The 21,597-nt window shown below is 66.9% G+C and carries 18 protein-coding genes and 3 pseudogenes; 15 read left to right on the top strand and 6 right to left on the bottom strand.

Going from position 1 to position 21,597, the window contains the following annotated elements; all coding sequences use genetic code 11:
• Positions 1-4,790, top strand: a pseudogene (locus ACWDKQ_RS28870) (hypothetical protein); the annotation flags it as partial.
• On the opposite strand, the gene ACWDKQ_RS28875 reads toward ACWDKQ_RS28870, so the two are convergent.
• The 4 genes and pseudogenes from ACWDKQ_RS28875 to ACWDKQ_RS28890 form a co-directional block, all read right to left on the bottom strand.
• On the bottom strand, positions 4,703-5,227 hold the full coding sequence (locus ACWDKQ_RS28875; RefSeq protein WP_450141938.1) for a transposase: 525 nt from the start codon (positions 5,225-5,227) through the stop codon (positions 4,703-4,705). The pseudogene ACWDKQ_RS28870 and the gene ACWDKQ_RS28875 overlap by 88 nt on opposite strands.
• Positions 5,228-6,308: 1,081 nt before the next feature.
• Positions 6,309-6,566: pseudogene (locus ACWDKQ_RS28880) on the bottom strand (transposase); the annotation flags it as partial.
• 222 nt (positions 6,567-6,788) lie between these two features.
• Positions 6,789-7,973, bottom strand: coding sequence for a hypothetical protein (locus ACWDKQ_RS28885; protein WP_450141924.1), 1,185 nt, complete (start codon positions 7,971-7,973; stop codon positions 6,789-6,791).
• A gap of 108 nt (positions 7,974-8,081) precedes the next feature.
• Positions 8,082-8,294 carry a hypothetical protein gene (locus tag ACWDKQ_RS28890; RefSeq protein WP_450141925.1) on the bottom strand — a complete coding sequence of 71 codons (213 nt, stop codon included), beginning with the start codon at positions 8,292-8,294 and terminating at the stop codon, positions 8,082-8,084.
• 163 nt (positions 8,295-8,457) lie between these two features.
• Here ACWDKQ_RS28890 and ACWDKQ_RS28895 point away from each other — a divergent pair, with 163 nt between their 5' ends.
• The 13 genes from ACWDKQ_RS28895 (at position 8,458) to ACWDKQ_RS28955 (ending at position 19,083) form a co-directional block, all read left to right on the top strand.
• Complete coding sequence (locus tag ACWDKQ_RS28895) at positions 8,458-9,309, top strand: helix-turn-helix domain-containing protein (protein ID WP_450141926.1); 852 nt, start codon at positions 8,458-8,460, stop codon at positions 9,307-9,309.
• Positions 9,310-9,330: 21 nt separating this feature from the next.
• The gene (locus ACWDKQ_RS28900; RefSeq protein WP_450141927.1) at positions 9,331-9,594 is read left to right on the top strand and encodes a DUF397 domain-containing protein; all 264 of its coding nucleotides are present in this window, start codon (positions 9,331-9,333) and stop codon (positions 9,592-9,594) included.
• Between the two features lie 177 nt (positions 9,595-9,771).
• Positions 9,772-10,257 carry a hypothetical protein gene (locus ACWDKQ_RS28905; RefSeq protein WP_450141928.1) on the top strand — a complete coding sequence of 162 codons (486 nt, stop codon included), beginning with the start codon at positions 9,772-9,774 and terminating at the stop codon, positions 10,255-10,257.
• Positions 10,214-10,813, top strand: a complete 600-nt coding sequence (locus ACWDKQ_RS28910; RefSeq protein WP_450141939.1) for a DUF3558 domain-containing protein — start codon at positions 10,214-10,216, stop codon at positions 10,811-10,813. Before ACWDKQ_RS28905 ends, ACWDKQ_RS28910 begins: the two co-directional genes overlap by 44 nt.
• A 68-nt stretch (positions 10,814-10,881) precedes the next feature.
• Positions 10,882-12,063 (top strand): hypothetical protein, encoded by a 1,182-nt coding sequence (locus ACWDKQ_RS28915; protein WP_450141929.1) that lies wholly within the window; start codon positions 10,882-10,884, stop codon positions 12,061-12,063.
• A gap of 77 nt (positions 12,064-12,140) precedes the next feature.
• Complete coding sequence (locus tag ACWDKQ_RS28920; RefSeq protein ID WP_450141930.1) at positions 12,141-12,917, top strand: ESX secretion-associated protein EspG; 777 nt, start codon at positions 12,141-12,143, stop codon at positions 12,915-12,917.
• Between the two features lie 59 nt (positions 12,918-12,976).
• Positions 12,977-13,999 (top strand): ABC transporter permease, encoded by a 1,023-nt coding sequence (locus ACWDKQ_RS28925; protein WP_450141931.1) that lies wholly within the window; start codon positions 12,977-12,979, stop codon positions 13,997-13,999.
• Positions 14,000-14,354: 355 nt separating this feature from the next.
• Positions 14,355-14,672, top strand: a complete 318-nt coding sequence (gene mihF, locus ACWDKQ_RS28930) for an integration host factor, actinobacterial type (protein ID WP_168589747.1) — start codon at positions 14,355-14,357, stop codon at positions 14,670-14,672.
• Positions 14,669-15,271, top strand: a complete 603-nt coding sequence (gmk, locus tag ACWDKQ_RS28935) for a guanylate kinase (protein ID WP_450141932.1) — start codon at positions 14,669-14,671, stop codon at positions 15,269-15,271. The genes mihF and gmk overlap by 4 nt, the downstream gene beginning before the upstream one ends.
• Before the next feature lie 80 nt (positions 15,272-15,351).
• Entirely contained in the window at positions 15,352-15,645 is a 294-nt protein-coding gene (gene rpoZ / locus ACWDKQ_RS28940; RefSeq protein WP_450141933.1) for a DNA-directed RNA polymerase subunit omega, read from the top strand.
• Positions 15,642-16,907, top strand: a complete 1,266-nt coding sequence (gene coaBC / locus ACWDKQ_RS28945; protein ID WP_450141934.1) for a bifunctional phosphopantothenoylcysteine decarboxylase/phosphopantothenate--cysteine ligase CoaBC — start codon at positions 15,642-15,644, stop codon at positions 16,905-16,907. The genes rpoZ and coaBC overlap by 4 nt, the downstream gene beginning before the upstream one ends.
• A gap of 99 nt (positions 16,908-17,006) precedes the next feature.
• Positions 17,007-18,188, top strand: coding sequence for a methionine adenosyltransferase (metK, locus tag ACWDKQ_RS28950; protein ID WP_450141940.1), 1,182 nt, complete (start codon positions 17,007-17,009; stop codon positions 18,186-18,188).
• Between the two features lie 196 nt (positions 18,189-18,384).
• On the top strand, positions 18,385-19,083 hold the full coding sequence (locus ACWDKQ_RS28955) for a YwaF family protein (protein ID WP_450141935.1): 699 nt from the start codon (positions 18,385-18,387) through the stop codon (positions 19,081-19,083).
• On the opposite strand, the gene ACWDKQ_RS28960 is transcribed toward ACWDKQ_RS28955, so the two are convergent.
• Positions 19,084-19,542 (bottom strand): tRNA (cytidine(34)-2'-O)-methyltransferase, encoded by a 459-nt coding sequence (locus ACWDKQ_RS28960; RefSeq protein WP_450141936.1) that lies wholly within the window; start codon positions 19,540-19,542, stop codon positions 19,084-19,086.
• Between the two features lie 11 nt (positions 19,543-19,553).
• A complete protein-coding gene (locus ACWDKQ_RS28965; RefSeq protein WP_450141937.1) occupies positions 19,554-20,222 on the bottom strand; it encodes an SDR family oxidoreductase in 669 nt (222 codons plus the stop codon).
• On the opposite strand from ACWDKQ_RS28965, the pseudogene ACWDKQ_RS28970 reads away from it, so the two are divergent.
• Positions 20,112-20,402, top strand: a pseudogene (locus tag ACWDKQ_RS28970) (helix-turn-helix transcriptional regulator); the annotation flags it as partial. The gene ACWDKQ_RS28965 and the pseudogene ACWDKQ_RS28970 sit on opposite strands and share 111 nt — an antisense overlap.
• Positions 20,403-21,597 lie beyond the last annotated feature (1,195 nt).

A 21,597-nucleotide genomic window follows, 5' to 3' on the forward strand; every position in this document is an offset into this window, starting at 1 on the left:
TTGATTTGCCGGAGGCCGAGCGGCGGGGGCGGCTCGGTAACCTCGCCGGGATCGCGGAGGTGGCCGAGTTGGCGGGCCGGATGCAGCGGCATCTGAAGGCGATGCCGCCGGGGTTCGATCCGGACGGTCAGCGCGCATCCAACGTCGAAGCTGCGAAACGCATGGTGCGGCAGGGAGCCTGGACCGCAGAGGATCTGCAGTGGGTCGAGGACAGGTTGCCCGGGATGCGGAAGGTCGAGAAGGCCTGGCGTGGCCTGGCGCGCTCGTCGCGTCGTGCTGCTGCGCAGCGGGAACTGCAAGTGTTGAGCGATCAGGCCACTGCGGGGTTGGAGGAATTGTCTGGCCCGGCAAGAGATTCCTTGTTGGATGCCGCATCCGAAAAATTGGGGGCGCCACTTAACGGCTCGTCGCAGGCTGTAAGCGTGATGGCCTATCACATGATGCGTGGGGACGGGGACGGTGAGATCGCGCAGGTCCGGGGCAGCCTAGCCCGTATTTGGGAGGACTTGACGGCTGTGAGTGCGGGCGCCGGGCCCGAGCCGGGGAGCGACCCGGGGCCGGGGCCGAACCCTGGCACGCCCACCGGCGATGCGGATGTGGCGGATGCGGCGGATGCGGCCATCGATGACGCGGGGCGCGACGAATTCGATACCTTCATGAAGGAGGAACAGCCAGGGTTGCTGAAGCGGCTTGAGAGCTTGGGCGAAAAAGAGGAACCGTCCGGGAGCTCAATGCATGCCCCGGGGTCTGTTGTGGACAGTGATGCTGTCTATAACTCCACGGACGGTGGTGCCTGGTCGACCGGGGATTCGTCCAGCCCGGATTCTGGTGGCAGCCGCCCGGTGGATCGAACCAAGACCAACCTGACCAACCCGGACGAGTTCTCCGGTGGAACGGATCGGATCGAACGGCCAAGCGATTCCTCCAACGACGGCAAACCGCCAAACCGACCGGCGGATGTTCAGGTGCGGGCTGACGGTCTCGGTGCGGACTTGATTCCGGCGCGTGGGGATTCGCATCGCCAGGATGGGGCTGCGGTGTCACCGGATTCGGCGATGCCCTCGGGGCAGGGGGCGCAGACGGCGCCGTTGGTGGATCGGGATGCGGTGGCGGTCCTGCCGGTGGGCTTGCCGGTGGACACGGTGCGGGTGGCGGTGTCCGCGAAGGAGGTTGCTGGTGACGGGCTGGCGGAGTTCGTGCGGGGGCGGGGCGGTGTGGCGGATTCCACGGGGCCAGTGGTGTTGGTGTCCCCAGGTGATCCGGACGCGGGTGTGGTGGTGATGCCGGGTCAGGGGTCGGCGCTGGCGCAGGATTTGGGCCGCAACGTCGTCGCGATGACGTCGGGACAGGCCGGGCAAGGGCCGCGGTTCATGGTGTTCGCTGCGGATGGTTCTCGTCCCAAGCCGCTGGCCGGGCCTGGTGCCGGGGTGCTGGCCGGCGAGAGTGCGGGCGGGGCCGGTCTGGCAGAGGCCTCGGCTGCGGTGCCGGCCGCCTCCGGCGGGACGACGGTGGCCCGGGATGAGACACCCCCTTCGGGGACGGGGTCTGCCCAGGCGAGGTCGGTGGCTGGGGAGGTACAGCCCGCGGCAACCACGCCCGGTGCCGGGGCGGGCACGGTACGGGATACCAGTGAGATACCGGTGGGGCAGTGGACGCAGGAGGAACTGAACCACGCGATCGATCAGGCGAAGAAGCTGGAGTTGTCCAGCGGTGAAAAGGACGCGGCGGGGCTGATTGTGCAGCGCACGCATGACGTCGCGGGGTTGGCTCGTGCGGATGCCGTTGTGCCGCTGGAGGATGTGGTGGCGCTGGTCGCGGCCAAGCGCCGCAACCGCGGCGATGATGAGGTGGTGGCGTTTTCCCGGGCGCTGGCCGACAGGCTGGGTACGCGGCGCAGCGAACCGATCATCCAGGCCGGGGCCGGGCCATCACCGCTGTCCGATGTGGAGCCTGTCCCGGTGCCCTTCGGTGAGCTGAAGCCTCCGGTGGATGGGGGGCCTGAGCCGCATGGCAGCGAGGCGGAGTACGCGCGGGATAGGTCACGGGGGTCGCTGCCGGATGTGGTGAATGGCCGGAGTGTGGTGCTGAGCGAGGAGGAGTTGGCGGGGGTTTCTGAGCAGGGGCGCGCGGCGCTGAACGCTTTCGCGGCGGCGACCGGGGTGGCCGCGCGCCCGAGGCTGGCCGATGTTGATGGTCACAATGTTGGGGCGTTCATAGAGATGCTGCACTGGTGGCGTGGTGTGGGCCATGCGGTGGTGGTGAAGAAGCGGAAGACGACGTGGAGCGTCCGATCGTGGGAGTGGGGCTTCGAAGGTCTGCCAGATGTGGTGCAGGAGGGCACCGACGTCTGGTATGTGATGGGTGAGGATGAGCCAGGGGCGAGGCCGGATAGCGCCACGCGGCCGAAGGACTTGTGGGGCCCGCTGACCGAGCGGCCGCCGGAGCAGTTGTGGGACGTGCCGGCGGATCAGGATCCGGACGGGGATTTGCTGGATACGGACGGGAATTTGCGGGAAGAGGTCGTGTTGGAGTACAGCGGGGAGTCGGTGGAGTTCTTTGTGCATGTGGTGGACCCGGCAGGTGTCAGGGTGGAGTACGGGCTGGCGGATCCGTGGCTGTGGCGTCGTGGTCGCGAGGTCGAATGGGAGGGGTTGTTCGCGGCCCTGGAGGATGCGGGGCCTGCGGCGCTTATGGATATGGTCAACCCGGGGGTGGGCTGGGAGCGGTATCTGGCTCAGGGGTTGGGGATGGGTATGTTCAACCCGGGGCTGGGCCGGAAGCGGTATCTGGCTCAGGCGTTGGGGGTGGATGAGACCACGGCGCGGGTGTGGCGGATGCGGTCCCACCTGCCCGAATGGGGTGTCGAGGCGTTGCGCCGGGCGTTCATCGGGTCGGTGGTCAGCAAGTATGGCGGGCGAGAGGCGGTCCAGAGTCTGGTCGAGACACTGCTGCCGGACGGTCCTCCGTACGAGCAGCGGTTGTTGCGCGCTTTGGGTCAGTTCATGATGCGCCGGGCCGATCCCGGCCGTCTGCCTCTTGGAGGGCGTGACACCCGCATCGCGGCTGATTACCGTCGCGAGCTGGAGGAAGCGGTGGCCAGGCCCGGTGGCCTGGACGAGTTGGCGCGTGCTACCGACAGCCGGGTGCAGGTGCGCGACCTCAGCGGTCTGCGAGGTAGGCAGCCCAGTCCGCGGGAGCTGCGGGTGCTGCAAGAGTTGGAGCGTGACCTTGACGGTCGTGAGCTGGACTACCTCACGCGCTTCTTCGGTGAAGATGACTATCGGGTCAGCGACGCGTTGGGCGTTAGTCTGAGAACCGTGCGCGAGTGGCGTCGCGGCCGCCCCGACGATCGTGCGATGGTGCGCGGGATCGTGTTCGACACGGTTGTCGAGGCGTTCGGCGGGCCGGAACGGGCGGTCGCGCTGGCGGACCGATTGCGGGTGCTGGGCGGCTTCTGGCGCGTGCGGATGTTCTCGCAAGGGCCGCCGGAGTGGGCATCTGCCGCCGCGCAGAGGGTTTTCGGTTTGTCGACCACGCAGGATTGGTGGGATTGGACTCTGGGCGATCTGGTGAAGTACGTCGCTGAGGGTGCTGTTCCGGCGGGAGTCCCGGATGGGGAATTGGTGCGCTACCTCGGTCCGACCCGAGCGGCTGCGGTGACCAGCGTTGACCAGTCCACGGCTCAGGCATGGCTGGACGGCAGTAGGCAGCCCGACCCGACCAATCTGCGGTTGATGCGCGAGGCTGCCCGGCTCCCGGATTCGGAGCTGGTGCGCTACCTCGGCCCGGGCCGAGCACTCGAGGTGATTCACCTCATCCGGATTCGCGAGCGGGAGGTATGGGAGGTGTTGACGAGCAGCGACGGGACGTCCTTCAACGACTTAGGGATTGTACTGCCCCAGGCTGTTCTGGGGGCTATCGCCGGCGGGGTCATGCAGAGGCCGCAGCCGTTGCGGCGGGTGGTGTGGAGCGAGAGCGGGATTCGGGAGGCTGAGCGCCGTCTCGCGTGGGCCGATGCCACGAAGGAAGACGAGTTCCCGTCCGAGGCATCGGAACAGTGGAAATCCGAGGCATGGGAACAGTGGAAGAAGGTGAATGCCCCAGTTCCGTCTCTGCGGCCCGAATCGCAAAAGGTCATCGATGGGCTCGGGAAATCGTTGAAGGCTTCGGTCCACTACATCGTTGTTCAGGTCTTCCTCGGCAATAAGATGGCGAAGGACATGGTGAAGGGCTCGGGCATCGTGATTCCTGACCCGAGTCGTCCTGGCGCGATCACAGGGTTGCTGGAGCAGATCGCCCACCACATCCGCACTGCGAACGGTGCTGGTGCGTCTGGGGATGGGTCGCTGGATGTGCTGGCATCGCAGACGCCGGATTCGGCCGGGGAGAGGTCACCGGCGGGTATCCCGCATGGTTCTGGTGTGTTCTCGGATGCCGCCCTAACGGAGACTGTCACGTCAGGGACTGGGGCGGTGGCGGATTCGGACGGTGGTGCTGCGTCGCTGGGGCCTGCGGCCACCACACGCGATGGCGGGGCGGGCACGCCGGATACCGGTGGGCGGCCGGTGGTGGATCCCGATCTGATCGAACCCGCGCCCCCGCTGCCGGTGTCCCCGCTGCCGGTGTCCCCGCTGCCGGTGTCAGGGCTGCCGGTGTCAGGGCTGCCTCCGGTTCCTGAAGGCGATCTGTCGTTGCCGGCGGCTCAGGACAGCCCGGCTTCGGGATGGCGGAGTCGCTGGAGAAGATTGCGGAGGTGGCAGAGGGCGTTCCGTAAGAAACCGGGGAACTGATCAACCGCGGCACGCCCGCGTTCGAGCAGCGCCACGGCCGCGCTATGCCCGAGTCCGATACGGCACCCGCACCCCCTGCCGGACCAGGCTGTGTGCCGAGGACTTCGGGGCGTCGGAGTTTCCCGGACGTCGTGTGCACTACGGTCGCTTTTGCTCGTACTCGCGTGCACGACGGTGGTGCTATGTCGCTTCCGGCTGAATACTGACCCCTTGTTTCCGCCTGGGAGCCTGTTGCGGTTTCGGTTTGGGGTGTGGTGGTTGTTGAACAGGGGGCGGAGGTTGTGGGTTGCGGCGGTGAGGTTGAGTTCGCCGAGGCAAGCGGCCAGGCCGCGCAGGCTGAACCGCCGGAGTCGGTGGCGGTCTTTGATGATGCCGTTGACAGGTTCGACGGTGGCGCCGCGTTTCTTGTAGAGCTCGGCTACTTCGGAGGTGCGCAGCCGGTGCCGTGACGGCGCATGGCCTCGACGGGGGTGGCGTCCTCAGGGGCGGGCCGCTGGTGGGGTTGGTAGCGGCCTCGCGCTGGATATGGCGGGATTTCCCTGGCGCGATCAGCCGGTCCGGCCCGGGATGGTTGCGGTTGTCCTCGCTGAAATAACCCGCGTCGAACAGGGCCGTGCCGATGTCCTCAGGGGTGTCGCGGTGGGTGTTGAGCCACTCGGCGGTGGCCTGAGTGCGGGTGAGCATGTCAGCGAACTCGCCGGTATCAGCAGGGTTGTCGCTGGGTCCCAGCGTGGTGATGACATGGTCGGCCGAGACCGCGAACTGGGCGTTGAACGCCTGGATCCAGCCCCCACGGGTAGGCATGATCCTGCTGTCGGGATCGGTGACGTTGCGCTGCGGCGGCGTGTTCTCCTTCTTACCGCCGCTGCTGTTGTTGTTGCCGTTGTTGCTGGTTGTGGTCCGGTCGTTGTCGCTGGTGGCCTCCGCCGCGGCGAGCGCGGCCTCCAGCGCGGCGCGGGCTTTCTTCATCCGTTTGCCGCCCTCGGGATCACTGACCCGCCGCCCCGGCGGCCGTGGGCGTCCTTGCGTCAGCGCGGCGGCGACTGTCGCGTTGTAGGCGTCACTCTCGGCTTGGCGGCGGGCGCGTTCCCGCTCCAGCCTGGCCCGCGCCGCCTCGACACGGTCCACCCCCGCCGGCAGACGACCGGGCACCGGCTCGGTAGCCACCCGTTGCAGATGCAGCCGGGCTTTAGCGTTTTTCTCGGCCTCTTCGGCGGCGGCCGCGGCTTCTTCGGCTTCCAGCTCGTCCAGACAACGCCGGATCTCCGGCGGCCCGGCCGGCCGGATCAACCAGCTCCGGCGGCAGCTCGTCACCACGCGCGTCGGGCCGAAAGTGCTGTCCTCGGCCCCGTCGACGGCCTGCGCTTCAGCGATGATCTGATCGGCCTGACGGCGGAACCACCCCAGATCATGGGATGCCTCGATCGAAGCGTTCGCGGCTATGTTGGTGCCATCAATGGCTACTGTGGACAATCGGACCATGCCCGCCCGGGCACACAACGCCAGCACCTCAGCGAACACGCCTTCGAATGCGTCGATGTTGTCCTTACGGAATCGGGCGATCCGGGTGTGATCCGGCACATCCTGCGCACAGATCACCCGGAACGCCACATCCGTCTCACACAACCGCTCAATCTGGCGTGACGAACGCTCACCCACCGCATACCCATAAACCAACAACCCCAGCAGGATTCGCGGGTCATACGCCCGGCGCCCGGCACCACCCAGCTGATACCGGGCACAAAAACGGCTCGATATCCAGCTCCCCGGCAACATCCAGCACAAACCACGCCAGATGAGCCGCAGGCAACCACTCCCGCATATCCACCGGAAGCAGAAACTGCTGATGCGATCAACCCGCCGAAACCCCTTCGCCACACCACCGTGATCCCAAACGGGCAAACCCGAAAACGCAACAGGCTCCTATTGACGCGAACAGCCCTTTCGCTCCAAACAAAGCCGGGCGCTTGCGCTTGCCCGTACTTGGCTGCGGTTCGCTCACGTGCGGAGGTTCGCGGCGATCTGCTGAGCCATCGGTGCGAGGCGGCGGGCTTCCTGGTGGGGGTCGTCAATGGCACTGGATGCGCCGAGGTGCACCGTTGCCCGGCCGACCTTGAAGAACATCGTGAACTTCCTACCGAGGTTCTTCATGCACACTGGGCCGTCACCGACCCGGACGTCGACCAGTATCGGCTCGACGTCGCTGATCGTGTCACGGCATTCCGACTGTTGCCGGGTGTTTGCGCCGCGTTCGTCCAGCCAATAGCTGATCTGGACGTCGGCAGCAGCGTGATCCGGGGCGAGACGACCACCGGAGACGAGGGCGTTCCGCGTGCAGGCGGTGTCGATCCGGTAGCTGACAGAGCGGTCGAACTCGTGCATCACCATGTCACCGACTCGGAACATTGCATTCGCCTGCGGCATAGCGGGCTTGCCCAGAGTTGCTTCGAAAGCGCTGGGTGTCAGCGCATCGCACGGATTCTTCGCGCCTTCGTAGCCCCCGGTGTAGTTGGGCTGGCGGTGCGCGGTCGGCCCGGCTAGCACCCGGCTCACCAGAGGTCCGCGGAGGGCCTCGGCGATCGCCTTGCCGTTCCAACCTGTGCTGTCGCCGCGAGGGTCCGCGACCAGAGCTTCCGCGATTACGCCTGGACCAGACACGGTCGCGATCCACATCTCGATGCGCTCATTGCGGCGGACGCTGACATCGAGTCCCCGGTCCTTGCTGATTGGTGCATCTTCGGGATCGGGCCGGTTGATCCGCATCTTGTCGGCGTCCATGAACGGAGGCTGGTAGATGTGCAACGTGACGGCTGCGCCTGATTCAACGGAGTAGTCGCAACTGCTCGGAAGCGCCAAGGCGTCCTGCTTGACGATCTCTGACCGGGGTACATCACCGTCGAAGTAGGTGTGCGTCACCGTCAATTCCGGTGTGATGGGTAGCCCGAGCTTCGGCAGCGCTTCCATCGGAAGGATCTCGCATGCGTCGTAGAGCGCCGTGCCGCCGTAGCTGCCCGGCGGGCCTTGGCCCGGTGCCTGGGAGAACACGGCGATTGTGTCCGGCCGCTGCGGCCGTGGTGGAGCTTCCTGCCGGTTGCTCGCGTCGTGCTTATGTTGCATGGCGCTGAGGTAGAGCATCCCGACGAACGCCGCGCTGACGAGCACGACGCACACGAGCGAGATCACGAGCACCACTGGCCATCTCGGACGACGGCGTGGCGGCGGAGCAGGTTGGTGCGGTGGAACAGGCTGATACATGGATTCACATTCCTCGTTGCATGACTGGGCTCTTGCTCACTCGGAGCAAAGGGCTTCGACGACGTCTCGGGCGTCGGCGGTGAAGGCCTGGTCGAGGAAGTAGAGCTTGTCGGCGAGGTCGGTGAGCTGTCGCCGCGCGACCACGACTTCGACGCCGTTCTGGCTGATCGAGACTTCGTCGCGGACGAGCATCCTGACGATGACCTCGGCGCGTCGGTCGTCGGCCGGAATGTTCCAGCTGGCGCACATGTTTCTGCCCTCCCAGAGCGGAGTTTTCGCTTGCGACAACACTTTCCGGGGTCCCCGTTCGGGCACGCAAACATACTTTCGAGTGACTTGGGTTACGTGCCCCGCTGGCAACCGGCGATGGTGATCAGGGGAGGTCAGATCGATTCCGAAAGCGGGAGGGCAGATGAACGGACGAGTCGGGGTCCCGGTCCGGGTCCGGAGGGTGTCCAGCGAGCTCCGTGAGCTGAGGCTGCGAAGCGGCCTCGGAGCAGAGGAAGTAGCTGGGGCGCTTGGCTTTTCGATGAGCAAGCTGAGCAGGATCGAGAACGGCCAGCGGGGTCTCTACGCCGACGATGTGGCGGCGCTACTGGGCCTGTACCGGGTACCTGCGGAGCGCCGCGAGGAGCTGCTGAAGCTTGTTCGCAGCGGTGCGAACCCGAACTGGTGGCAAGTCCAGGGTGGACACTTGCCAGCTATGTGGGAGGATGTGATCCGCTTCGAGAAAGAAGCCACGGCCATCTACAACTACGAGACCATGCTCATCCCGGGGTTGTTGCAGACTCCGGAGTACGCGACCGCGATTGTGCAGGGCACCGACTCGGATCTGAATTTGGCAGAGGTCGACACTCTCGTTACGGCTCGCATCGGCCGACAAACCTTGTTGAACCGGCCAACGGCACCGTTGTTCGAAGCGCTCATCGAACAGAGCATCTTGGAGCGCCCGGCTGGGGGTGCGGGAGTGATGTTCCGCCAGCTCCGCCACCTGGTCAGCGCTACTAGCCAGGACAACATCACCTTGCGTGTGCTGCCATCGACAGTCGGCGTGCACCCGGGGATGGCGGGTCCCTTCGCCATCCTCGACTTCGAAAAGCACGCAAGCCTCGTGTACCTGGAGAATCGCGGAAGCAGCGCGTTCCTTGAAGAGTCTGAACACGTGGCCGCGGCGAGAGAAGCCCTTAGAACCTTGCAGAAGGTGGCGCTGTCGGTCGAGGATTCAGTGGACCTCATCAACTGCATCGCCGATGGGTTGGTGTGAAGACAGGCAAGGAGCAGCTCAGTGTCATCACTGGATCTCTCAACGCTTCACTGGCGCAAGAGCAGCCGAAGTAGCAACTACGGCAACTGTGTCGAGGTCGCTTTCGTGCCGTGGCGGAAGAGCAGTAGGAGCAGTTTGCAAGGAAACTGCATAGAGGTGGCCTTCAACGGCCCAGTTGTCGCGACAAGGGACTCGAAGGACCCAGACGGCGGGAGCCTGGTATTCGCCGCTCCGACCTGGGCTTCCTTCGTCGATGGTCTTCGGGCAGGGCGGTTCGATGCATAGATGACCTTGATCCGAAACCCCTCACCGGCATCCGGGTGAGAATTCACCCGGATGCCGCAGTTTGTCTTCATCAACTCTTGTCTGGTCGGCCGCTTGCGTGCGCTAACGTTTGCCACGCTGGCAAGTGGATGACCGTCGCCCTCGTCGCGACGGCACGCGGACGAGGGGAGTTCAGCGGTGACTGCCGACGGGGAAGACAACCAGGTCCAGTTCGACGCAACGGACCAGGCTTATCTGCAGCACCGGGCGCAGCAGGGCGGTTTGCTCGCTCCGGTTGGAGCTTTCGCTACAACAGCCGCGCGCGCGGCGGACAAGGCGGCCCTAGCGCAGTCGCAGGCTGCGCACGGGTCGATGCGCATTGACCCGGATAAGGTCGACGAACTGGCGAGGTTCTTCAACGACGAAGCTAAGGCGCTGGAAAAGCAAGCGCGGAAGGTTCAAGAACTGGCTTACCTCTCGCCGCCTGGCGACGATCCCGTGAGCGTTAGAGCCACTGAGAAGTACGGTCTGGTTGCCGCTGGAGACGACCGCGCTTGCTACGAAAATCTGATGACGCTTGCGCAGTTTTTCGGAAAAACCGCGGAGAAACTACACAATAATGCTTCGGACACTCGCACAAATGATCAGAACTCGGCGGAGAGTTTCGGAGGGTATCTTGCGTAAGGCGCTCGTGATCGGCGCAGCTGCGGCCAGCTTCGTTCTTACTGGCTGCAGTGGTGGGGGAACACAAGCCCCACCGGTGGGCGGCGGGGCTGAGTCTTCATCTCCTCCGCCATCGAGTCAGTCCGCACGGTCAGCTCCAGCAAAGTCATTGGGTCTTTCAGACCCCTGCGCGATCTTGACTGCAGCCCAGCGACAGTCGCTTGGAATTGATCAGCGGCCGGAGCCGGAAGAGTCGAACGGCAAGCCGGGCTGCGGCTTCGCTGCTGGCGAGGCTGGCAGTAGCGACGGATGGACTGGCTTCGTCGCAGCTGACCCCAGGCGTACGATGAAGCAGTTTGCGTCTTCTGGGTCTGGGGCACATGAGATTGAGCTAGCAGGCTACCCGACTGCGCAGGTGAACAATTCGTCCGGTTGCATGCTGGCTATAGACGTTTCGGACTCGGGATCTCTGTTCATTAACTTGATCGTTCGTCCCGGGTCCCCGATGGAATCGCAAGCGTGTGACAAAGCCGCCAAGATAGCCGAGGCTGCAGTTCAAAATCTTCCCAATGCGTGAGGGGGCGAGGGATGACTGACACCAGGCAGATTGAGCCATCCGATTTCGAAGGCGTTCAGCTTTCACAAATGCGGGCATGGGTTGAGAACGGCTCGCCTCAGGGACTCTATGACGCATCCGTCGGTTGGAGAGACCAGGACAAGTACCTCCGAGACCTCAAGACCCGCGTCGAGGACAAGCTGAAGAGCGTCGGCGCCATCATGCAGTCCGAGTCCGGTGAGGCCATGCAGAACCAGGCCATGCCGATTGTGCTCTGGACCGAGGTCACCGCCGACAATGCGCTCGCGCAGTCGCAGCTGATGACGGATCAGGGCGATGCGTTCATGAAGGTGCAGTCGTCGATTCCTGGTAAGGGCGAGGAGCAGGAAGTTCCAGACGACTCATGGATCGAAGAGGGCTGGGATAAATTCTGGACCGGCTCGACCGACGCCGAGGACGCCAAGGCGCACAACGAGAAGCTGCGTCAGGAAGCTGTGCAGGCCTTCCAGAACTACGACAGCGCATCCCAGAGCACCGTCGCCGCGAGTGCTGTGTTCACGCCGCCGCCTGACGGGGGCATGAACGTTGCCGTCACCGGATCTGAACACCCGCACGTTGGGAGCGTTCCGCAGGTTTCGCCGCACAGCACCACCAGCCAGTCGGCGACTCCGGTGGTGGCGGACAGGATGGGGCCGCCGGGGCCAGGCCCCGGTACGACCACCGGCCCCGCGAACACCAGCAGCAGCGGGTACGTCAGCAACACGAATCCCGTGTGGCAGCGGCCTGATGCGCCCCGGACTCCCGGCCCGCAGCCGCGCGTTCCGGTCGGCGACGGCGGGCGAGGCTATCCCGGCGTGCCTGGTGGCCCTGGCGTGCCTGGTGGTCCCGGTGGTCGGCCAGGGCTCGGCGGCGGTGCTGGCGGTGCCGGCGGCCGCGGTGGCGGCGCCGGTGGTGCGGGCGGCCGGGGTGGTTTCGGTGCCGGTGGTCGTGGGGCCGGTGGTCGTGGGGCCGGCGGTCCCGGTGTTGGTGCCGGTGGCCGGGCCGGGATCGGTGGTCCCGGTAGCGGCGCTCCCGGGTCCGGTCCTGGTGGTGCCGGTGGTCGCGGCGGTGCAGCGGGGGCCGGTGCGGCCGGTGCTCGCCCGCAGGGCAAGCAGGGCGAGGAGGACCAGGAGCACGAGATCCCCGACTACCTCAAGGGCGACCACGGCTTCTTCGACGACGAATTGCCTAAGGTCGCGCCGCCCGTCTTCGGCGAGTGGGACCAGACGTAAACACTAGATGACAATAGAAAACGCCGTGGGCGGCACCGTTTCGGTGCCGCCCACGTACTGGCCTGGGGAGAAGACCGGTGAAATTCGAGCTGTCGAAGCAGGCGTTCTACGAGGCGTGGAAGCACTTCAAACTGGGGAGCAAGCCGCTGGTGCTCAACGTGCTCCCGGAAGGCATCTTGCAGTCCGAGCGCCGCGAGGCGCAACGGCGGGCGTGGGAAGAGCTGCGCGCGCTCGGGTTCGGCAATGAGATGCGGGAAGACGACATCTACGGCGTGTTCCTGCCGCTGCACCGCTACGAGCGGGCCTTCGACGTCACCTACAACGACCGCAAGCCCGACGGCGCGAAGCGGGAGCTTTCCGGGCTCGTCGCCAACGTCCGGAACAACGCGACACTGGCGGTGCAAACCGAGCAGAGTGTTCGGCTGCAGGCCCTGCCCGCCGACGCCATGGTCCGGGCAGCGCTCAGCGTGCTGCCTGACGACGTCAAGGCCGGGACCGGGCGGGCCGTGTCGCTGCGCAGCGGGGCGATGGAGCAGGCCGCCAAGGCCGCCGGGAAGTCCGACCGCGCGATGGCGGAAAACCTTGCGCGGCAGGGGATTCGGCGCGACGATGCGCGGACGCTGGTGGAGATGGCCGGGGGCGAGCGAATCGCGTGGGCCCAGTTCGGTGCGTCCGTCATGGACGGCCAGGGCAAGCGGCACCGGGCCCCGGTGGTCACCAACTTCTTCGCCACCGGCAAAGGCTGGTACCTCATCGAGAACAGCCGCCGCAGCGCCGAAGCCTGGACCACCGTCGCCCCGGTCGACAAGCAGCGCATGGCCGCCCGGGTCCAGGACCTCGTGAAAACCATCTGACCCGGGGAGCCCGTCGCTCCGCGAATCCCGCCGACCACGGGAACCCGGTCGGTGCTCGAATGACGACTTACAGTCATCGTATGGCGTCGGCTGAAGTGCAGCGCGGCTGGTGGCGGGCCTTCCGGGAGTCGCGGTTCCTCCCGGCGACCGTGCTCGTGCTCATCGTCGCCGCAGCCGCTGCGCTGTTCGCTGGCTCCTACACCTTCGCGATGGCCAATCCGACGCCGCACAGCGTTCCACTGGCCGTCGTCGGCACCCGACACGATCCCGCGCTCGTCGCCGAGATGGAGCAGGCCGCGGGCACCGCGTTCGAGCTCCACCACTCCAACTACGACGAGGCGTTGCAGGCCGTGGAGGAGCAGCGTGTGTTCGGCGTGCTCGATCTGCGCGGCGACGTTTTCCGGCTCGACGTGACCAGTGCTTCGGGTGCGTCCGTCGCGCAGCTCCTGGAGCAGGTGGGGCAGAAGGCCGGGGCGAGCCTCGGCATGGCGGTCGTCGTCACCGACCTCAAGCCGTTGCAGCGCGGCGACCCGCGCGGGCTCGCGCTGTTCTACGTGACGCTGGCCTCGATCGTCATCGGCTTCGTCGGTGCCATCCAGCTCAGCGTCCACGCCAAGGCCCTCGATCCTGCCGAGCGGATCGGGTTCACGATCGCCTACGCACTGCTCGGCGGCTTCGCCATCATCGCCGTGGTGGACTGGCTGCTGGGCGCGGTCCGCTTCCCGGTCGTCGAGGCCTGGCTGATCCTGGCGCTGACGATGTTCACCTCCGGGATGGTCTTCACGATGTTCAACACGCTGCTGGGTCGGTGGGCGATGGTGCCGACCTGGGGGCTGATGGTGCTGCTCGGCAACCCCTCGTCCGGCGGCGCGGTGTCCTGGCCGCTGCTGCCGTCCCCGCTGGGCCTGGTCGGCGCCTGGCTGCCGCCCGGGGCGTCGGTGAATGCGATGCACACCGCCGTCTACTTCGGCGGCTACCAGCACGTCTTCCCGTTCCTGGTGCTGGGCGCGTGGGCGCTGGCGTCCTGCGTCGTCTTCTGGATCTGGCGTGACCGCCACCCCGGCGGTCGGCGCGCCGCCTAACCGTTGCGAAACTTCCACGTAGCGGAATTGCCGGAGTCCTTGATCACTTCCCGGATGAGGGGCATCTCACCCCGGTTTGACCTGCGAGGACACCCCCGGCGTGGCTCAACTGTGCGGAAATCGGACACATTCGAAGAGTTTTGGCTGAGATTAGTGCACTTCAGCGGCTTTGTTGATAGTACTTGCAGCGGCCCCATGCTCGTGCGCGCCTCGTACGAGCGGTACTAGGCGGGCCTGGGCGGCGAGCCGGATGAATCCTGCTCACGAAAACGGGGACCCAAGTTGAACCCGGCGGAGCGGACTCGGTACCGTCGCCCGCACCGATCAAGAGAAATCCCACATCACGGAGGACATGGTGGCCCTTCCCCAGCTGACCGAGGAGCAGCGGGCAGCAGCTCTGGAAAAGGCGGCTGCCGCCCGTCGCGCCCGAGCTGAGCTCAAGGAACGCCTCAAGCGAGGTGGAACCACGCTGGCGGAGGTCCTGGAGACCGCCGACAACGACGAGGTCTTGGGCAAGATGAAGGTCTCCGCCCTGCTCGAAGCCCTTCCCGGCGTCGGCAAGGTCCGCGCTGCGCAGATCATGGAGCGGCTGGAGATCGCCAACAGCCGTCGGCTGCGCGGGCTGGGCGAGCGGCAGCGCAAGGCGCTGCTCTCCGAGTTCAGCGGCGAGTGATCGACGCAAAAACCGGCGCTGAGCCGAGGACCGTCCGTCAGGGCGAGCCTCGGCTCACCGTCGTTTCCGGGCCCTCCGGCGTCGGCAAGTCGAGCGTGCTCAGCGAGGTGCGCAGGCTGGCCCCGGAGATCTACTTCAGCGTTTCCGCGACCACCCGCGCGCCCCGCGCCGGCGAGGTCGACGGCGCGCACTACCACTTCGTCTCCGCCGCGGAGTTCGAGCGGATGATCGCCGCCGGCGAGATGCTCGAACACGCCCGCTACGCGGGCAACCTCTACGGCACCCCGCGCAAACCGGTCGAGGAGGCCCTGGCGGCCGGTCGGCCGGCCGTGCTGGAGATCGAGCTCCAGGGCGCCCGCCAGGTGCGGCAGACGATGCCGGAGGCGCAGCTGGTGATGCTGCTGCCGCCGTCCTGGGAGGTGCTGGTGGACCGCCTCATCGGTCGCGGCACCGAGCCCGCCGAGGTGGTCGAGCGGCGGTTGGCGACCGCGCGCGAGGAGCTGGCGGCCGAATCGGAGTTCGACGCGACGGTCGTCAACGCCGATGTGCAGGCAGCGACCAGCGAATTGCTACGATTGATACTTGGCCGCGAGCAGTGACCGCACCTTTTGCGCTTAGCTAGCGCCGACCGCGCCACTGCCGCCCCAGCAGACATCCACGAGGAGCAGGAGCCACTCACGTGAGCACCCCCAGCGCGCTGGCTGCGCTCAACAGCAGCCCGTCGACCGACACCGTCGAGGGCATCACCTACCCGCCGATCGACGACCTGCTGGAGCAGGTCAGCTCCAAGTACGCCCTGGTGATCTACTCCGCGAAGCGGGCGCGGCAGATCAACGACTACTACGCGCAGCTCGGCGAGGGTCTGCTGGAGTACGTCGGGCCGCTGGTCGAGCCGGGCCCGCGGGAGAAGCCACTGTCGATCGCGCTCCGCGAGATCCACGCGGGCGTGCTCGAGCACACCGAAGGCGAGTGACGACGGTTAACAGCGGTGCGGGCGCGCCGCAGGACCGCCCGCGGGTGGTCCTCGGCGTCAGCGGCGGCATCGCCGCCTACAAGGCGTGTGAGGTCCTGCGGCGGCTGACCGAGTCCGGGCACAGCGTCCGGGTGATACCGACCGAGGCCGCGCTGCGGTTCGTTGGCGCTGCGACGTTCGAGGCGCTGTCCGGGCAGCCGGTGGAGACCGGCGTGTTCGCCGACGTCGAAGAGGTCCCGCACGTGCGGCTCGGGCAGCAGGCCGACCTGGTCGTCGTCGCGCCCGCAACCGCTGACCTGCTGGCTCGTGCCGCGCACGGGCAGGCGAACGACCTGCTCACCTCGACGCTGCTGACCGCGCGCTGCCCGGTGCTGATGGTGCCGGCGATGCACACCGAGATGTGGGAGCACCCGGCGACGCGGGACAACGTGGCGCTGTTGCGCGGCCGCGGCGTGGTGGTCGCCGAGCCCGACAGCGGGCGGCTGACTGGCGCGGACACCGGCAAGGGCCGGTTGCCAGACCCCGCCGAGATCGTCGACCTGGCCCGGCTGCTGCTGGCCGAACCGCGTGCGCTGCCCCGCGACCTCGAAGGCCGCCGTGTGGTGATCTCCGCCGGTGGCACACGCGAACCGCTGGACCCGGTGCGCTACCTCGGCAACCGCTCGTCCGGCCGCCAGGGCTACGCGCTGGCCCGGGTCGCCGCGCACCGCGGCGCGGACGTCACGCTGGTCGCCGCGCACACCGCCGACCTGGTCGATCCGGCCGGGACCAGGGTGATCCGGGTGGGCACCGCCGAGGAAATGCGGTCGGTGATGCTGGCCGAGTCCGACGGCGCGGACGTCGTCGTGATGGCCGCGGCGGTCGCCGACTTCCGGCCGGTATCGCAGGCCGAGCACAAGATCAAGAAGACCGGTCAGGACCCGGAACCGCTGGCGTTGACCAGGAACCAGGACATCCTCGCCGAGCTCGTCGAGGCACGGAACGCGGGCAAGCTGGCCGCGTCGGTGATCGTCGGGTTCGCCGCGGAGACCGGGGATCTGACCACCAGCGCGCTGGAGCACGGCCGGGCCAAGCTCGCCCGCAAGGGCTGCGACCTGCTGGTGGTCAACACCGTCGGCGACGGGCAGGCGTTCGAGGTCGAGGACAACGCGGGCTGGCTGCTGGGCGGCGACGGCACCGAGGAGCCGATCCCGTTCGGCGCGAAGTCCCGATTGGCGGCCACATTGTGGGATGCCGTGAACCGGCAGCTGCCCCGGCAGTAGGCTGGCCTCGCACGCCGGACTATCGCTGTGGGCTTTTCCACGCGAAGAAATCCAGGGAGAGTTGTGAGTCAGCAGTCGGACCTGCGCACCGGTCGCAGGTTGTTCACCAGTGAGTCCGTGACCGAAGGCCACCCGGACAAGATCTGCGACGCGATCAGCGACTCGATCCTGGACGCATTGCTGGCCCAGGACCCTCGTTCGAGGGTGGCCGTCGAGACGCTCGTGACCACCGGTCAGGTGCACGTCGCGGGCGAAGTCACCACCGACGCCTACGCGGACATCCCGACGATCGTCCGGGAAAAGATCCTGGAGATCGGCTACGACTCCTCCGCGAAGGGCTTCGACGGCAACTCCTGCGGCGTGAACGTCGCCATCGGCTCGCAGTCGCCGGACATCGCGCAGGGCGTGGATGTCGCGCACGAGTCCCGCGTCGAGGGCGTGATCGACGAGATCGCCAAGCAGGGCGCCGGTGACCAGGGCCTGATGTTCGGCTACGCCTGCGATGACACGCCGGAGTTCATGCCGCTGCCGATCGCGCTGGCGCACCGCCTGTCGCGGCGGCTGACCAAGGTCCGCAAGGACGGCGTGCTGCCGTACCTGCGCCCTGACGGCAAGACCCAGGTGACCATCGAGTACGCGGGCGACCAGCCGGTGCGGTTGGACACCTTGGTGCTGTCGACGCAGCACGCCGCCGACATCGACCTGGAGTCGATGCTGGCAGTCGACATTCGCGAGAAGGTGGTCGGCCCCGAGGTGGACAAGCTCGACCTCGACACCTCCGGCACCCGCCTCCTGGTGAACCCGACCGGCCGGTTCGTCGTCGGTGGCCCGATGGGCGACGCGGGCCTGACCGGCCGGAAGATCATCGTCGACACCTACGGCGGCATGGCCCGCCACGGCGGCGGCGCGTTCTCCGGCAAGGACCCGTCGAAGGTCGACCGCTCCGCCGCCTACGCGACGCGGTGGGTCGCCAAGAACGCGGTCGCGGCGGGTCTGGCGAGCCGCATCGAGGTGCAGGTGGCCTACGCGATCGGCAAGGCCGCCCCGGTGGGTCTGTTCGTGGAGACCTTCGGCACCGAGAACGTCGACCCAGTCAAGATCCAGGCGTCGATCAACGAGGTCTTCGACCTGCGCCCGGCCGCGATCATCCGCGACCTCGACTTGCTGCGGCCGATCTACGCCCAGACCGCGGCCTACGGCCACTTCGGCCGCAACGACCTCGACCTGCCGTGGGAGCGCACGGACCGCGCCGAGGCCCTCAAGGCCGCCGCGAACGCCTGATCCTGCGTCGCACCGTCTGAAAGAGGCCCGAGGCATCGGTATCTTGCAGTTTCAATTGAAACTTTCGATTGAAACCGTGCGAGATGCGCCGGTGGTTGCGGATAATTCCCGCAATTTCAATGGAAATCTAAGGTCCGATTTCCATTGAAATTGCGGGAATCCGTTCGCCTACGCTTGGGGTGTGGGGCCGCCTCCGGTGGATCGCTTCGTTCCCTACGGCCCGTCGCACTGGGTGCTCATGGTGCTGATTGCCGTCGGGGCCGTCGTGCTGGTCGCGCTCGGGCGCCGGAACCGCGATCCGCGGACCGAGGTGGTGTTCACGCGCACCTTCGCCATGGTGGTCGTGGCGTTCAACGTGGCGATGCTGGTCCCCCGGTTCCTGCCGGCGCATTGGAACATCGGTGAATCGCTGCCGCTGCAGCTCTGCGACCTCGCCTGGATCGTCGGTGCCGTCGCGCTGTGGACCCATCGGCCGCTGGCCCACGCGCTCCTCTACTACTGGGGGCTAACGTTGACCCCGCAGGCGATGATCACGCCCGCGCTGGACGCCCCGGACTTCCCGTCGCCCGACTTCATCGAGTTCTGGGGCCAGCACCTGCTGGTCGTCTGGGCTGCGGCCTACCTGACCTGGGGCGTCGGGTTGCGGCCGAACTGGCGCGGCTACTGGTTCGCCGCCGCGGTGACCGTCGGCTGGGGCGCGGCGATGCTGGTCTTCAACTCCTGGGCGGGCACCAACTACGGCTTCGTCAGCCGGAAGCCGAACAACCCGTCCTTGCTGGACGTGATGGGCGGCTGGCCCTGGTACCTGGCGGTTGAGGTGGTCGTCGGGCTGGTTGCGTGGGCCCTGCTGACCTGGCCGTGGACCAGAACCTCGCGCGGGGCCGTGCGGGCCTAGCTACGAAGGCATCGCGAAGCCCTGCTGACGCCACGCCTCGTAGACCGCGACCGCTGCCGAGTTAGCGAGGTTCATCGAGCGGATGCCGGGGAGCATCGGGATCCGGACCTGCAACGCCGCCCTTTCGAGCACGTCCTCGGGCAGCCCGGTGGATTCGGGCCCGAACAGCAGCACGTCTCCTGGCCGGTAGGCCACCTTCTCGTAGGAGAGCTCAGACTTCGAGGTGAACGCGATGACCCGCTGCGGGTTCAGCGCTCGCCAAGCCGATTCGAGGTCGGCGTGCACATGCAGGGCCGCCCGGTCGTGGTAGTCGAGACCGGCCCGGCGCAGCTTCGAGTCCTCGACGGAGAAGCCGAGGGGCTCGATCAGGTGCAGCGCGCAGCCGGAACCGGCCGCCATCCGGATCGCGTTGCCGGCGTTGCCCGGGATCTCGGGATGGTAGAAGACCACGTGAAACACCCGAAATCGTTTCACACCGCGTTGGGCAATGTCAGCCCGGGGAGGCACCTACCGGTGGTGGGGCCGGTCGACCACACCAGCCCGCCGGTGGTGCGAACGTTCTGCCCGGTGATCCACCGCGCGTCGGGGCCGGCCAGGAACGCCCCCATGTCGGCTCCGCCAGTGGCCGCCCGCCCGAGCCTGCCCAGCGGGATCATGCGCGCAGTGGCGGCCAGCGCCTCGTCGCCGACAGCACCGCGCAGCAGGTCTGTGTCGGCCGGGCCGGGGGAGACGGCGTTGACTGATGCCGCGCGATCCGAGTTCCTTCGCCGCGACGCTCGTGAACTGCTCGACGGCGGCTTTGCCTGCCACGTAAGCGGATCGCCCGGGCTGGCCCACACCGTGCTCATCGTGGAGATGCTGACGATCCGCCCGCCGTCGCGCATCCGTCGCGCCGCGTGCTGCATCGACGGGAAGGTTCCCTTCGTGTTGACCGCCATGACGCGGCCGCAGTCGCCCTCGGAGGTGTCGATGAGCGGCTTGGTAGACGGGATTCCGGCGTTGTTGACCAAGACGTTCAGCTCGCCGAGCAGGCACGACGAGACTGGTCGGGCGCGGACCTCGCCGCGCGCCTTGGGGTGAGCACGCGGATGGTCCGCGCGGACGGCGATTGCTTGCGCAGCCTCGGTTGTCCCGTGCACGCGACTCCGGGTGTGGCGGGTGGTTACCGGCTCGGCGCGGGTGCGGCGCTGCCGCCGCTGCTGCTGGACGACGAGGCCGTCGCGGTCGCGATCGGGTTGCGCACGGCCGCGAGCGGCACGGTGTCCGGGATCGAGGAGACCTCGGTTCGCGCGCTGGCCAAGCTGGAGCAGGTGCTGCCGGACGGTCGGGTAGATCGCGTCGACCTCCGGGTGCTCGTCCAGGAGTGAAGACGCTGGCAGTGCACCCCGCCTCTTCGTCGCCGGAGTCGTTGGCCGTGATGATAAGCGGCGCCCTCCCGTGGCGGTTGGCGAACTCGCGGCAGGCGTCCATCGCGTCCATGTACGAGTTGCGGCTGCTGCTGCCGACGACCGGTCTCCAGCATCACCGGAAAACCGGCCCGTCGTCGTCGGGTGATGGCCGGCGGCGGCTATTGCGGTGCCCCTGGCGTGATCACGTTTTACCAGAAACGACTCACGGGCCTAGCGGTCGGCTCCGGGCCTCGGATCCGTCCGCGGTGCCCCTTTTCTTCTATTGTCCGGGTTAAAGGGGCTTATTTGTCGGTCTTTCGTGGCGGAATGCCGTGTTGGCTGGCATCGTCGCTCCGGTTTCGTGTGCGCTACACCGCATGCGCGCATGACGAGAAGCGGTGAGGGGCGATGTCTGGTCAGCAACGTTGGTTTCTGCTGGCGGCCCCACCGTTTGCGGAGGCCACGGACGAGGTGTCTTGGCTGGAGTTGGCAAGCGCGCCCAAGACGAATCGCCCAGGTGGGGCCGGAGACCTTTACTCGCGTGACAGCTGTGCGGGCGGGGCGGATCGACTCGACACCTCTGCGCAGGCCCTCTTGTGGAGGTTCTGGTGTTCTGCAATGAAATTCGCGGTCAGCGATGTGGTCGGTCGATTTCGGCCGCGAAGCAAGCCGACGTCGCCTTGAAGGTCGCGTTGTCACGCCCTGGTTCCACGTTGTTCCGGCGTAGCCGTTGCGACTCCGCCGATTGTTCGGACGCTACACCCGCACGCGCCCCGGTGTCGATCTCGCTTTGGCGAACCCATCTGCGCATTGTCTCGGCTGTCCCAGCACCCGGTAGATCGGTCTCTGCCTGGATCGCCGACCGCACCGGGGCATGCTCCCCACGAGCCTCGGCGAATATCCGCACGGCCTGCTCACGTAGCTCCGGCGGGTGCTTCTTCGAACGAGACACGATTCCCGCTTGCCTAGCAGACGAAATCTGGCGACGCACCGGGGCGGCTCAGGACTTCCTGGTCGCTGGTTTGAGGGTTGGGTGGGTGTGATGTTTTCGTCGATCATGGTGTCGGAGGGGGTGAGGCGGCTTTTTCAGGTGTTGACCGGTGAGGATATGACGGATGCGGATGAG

The sequence above is a fragment of the Saccharopolyspora sp. NPDC000995 genome (assembly GCF_053599315.1).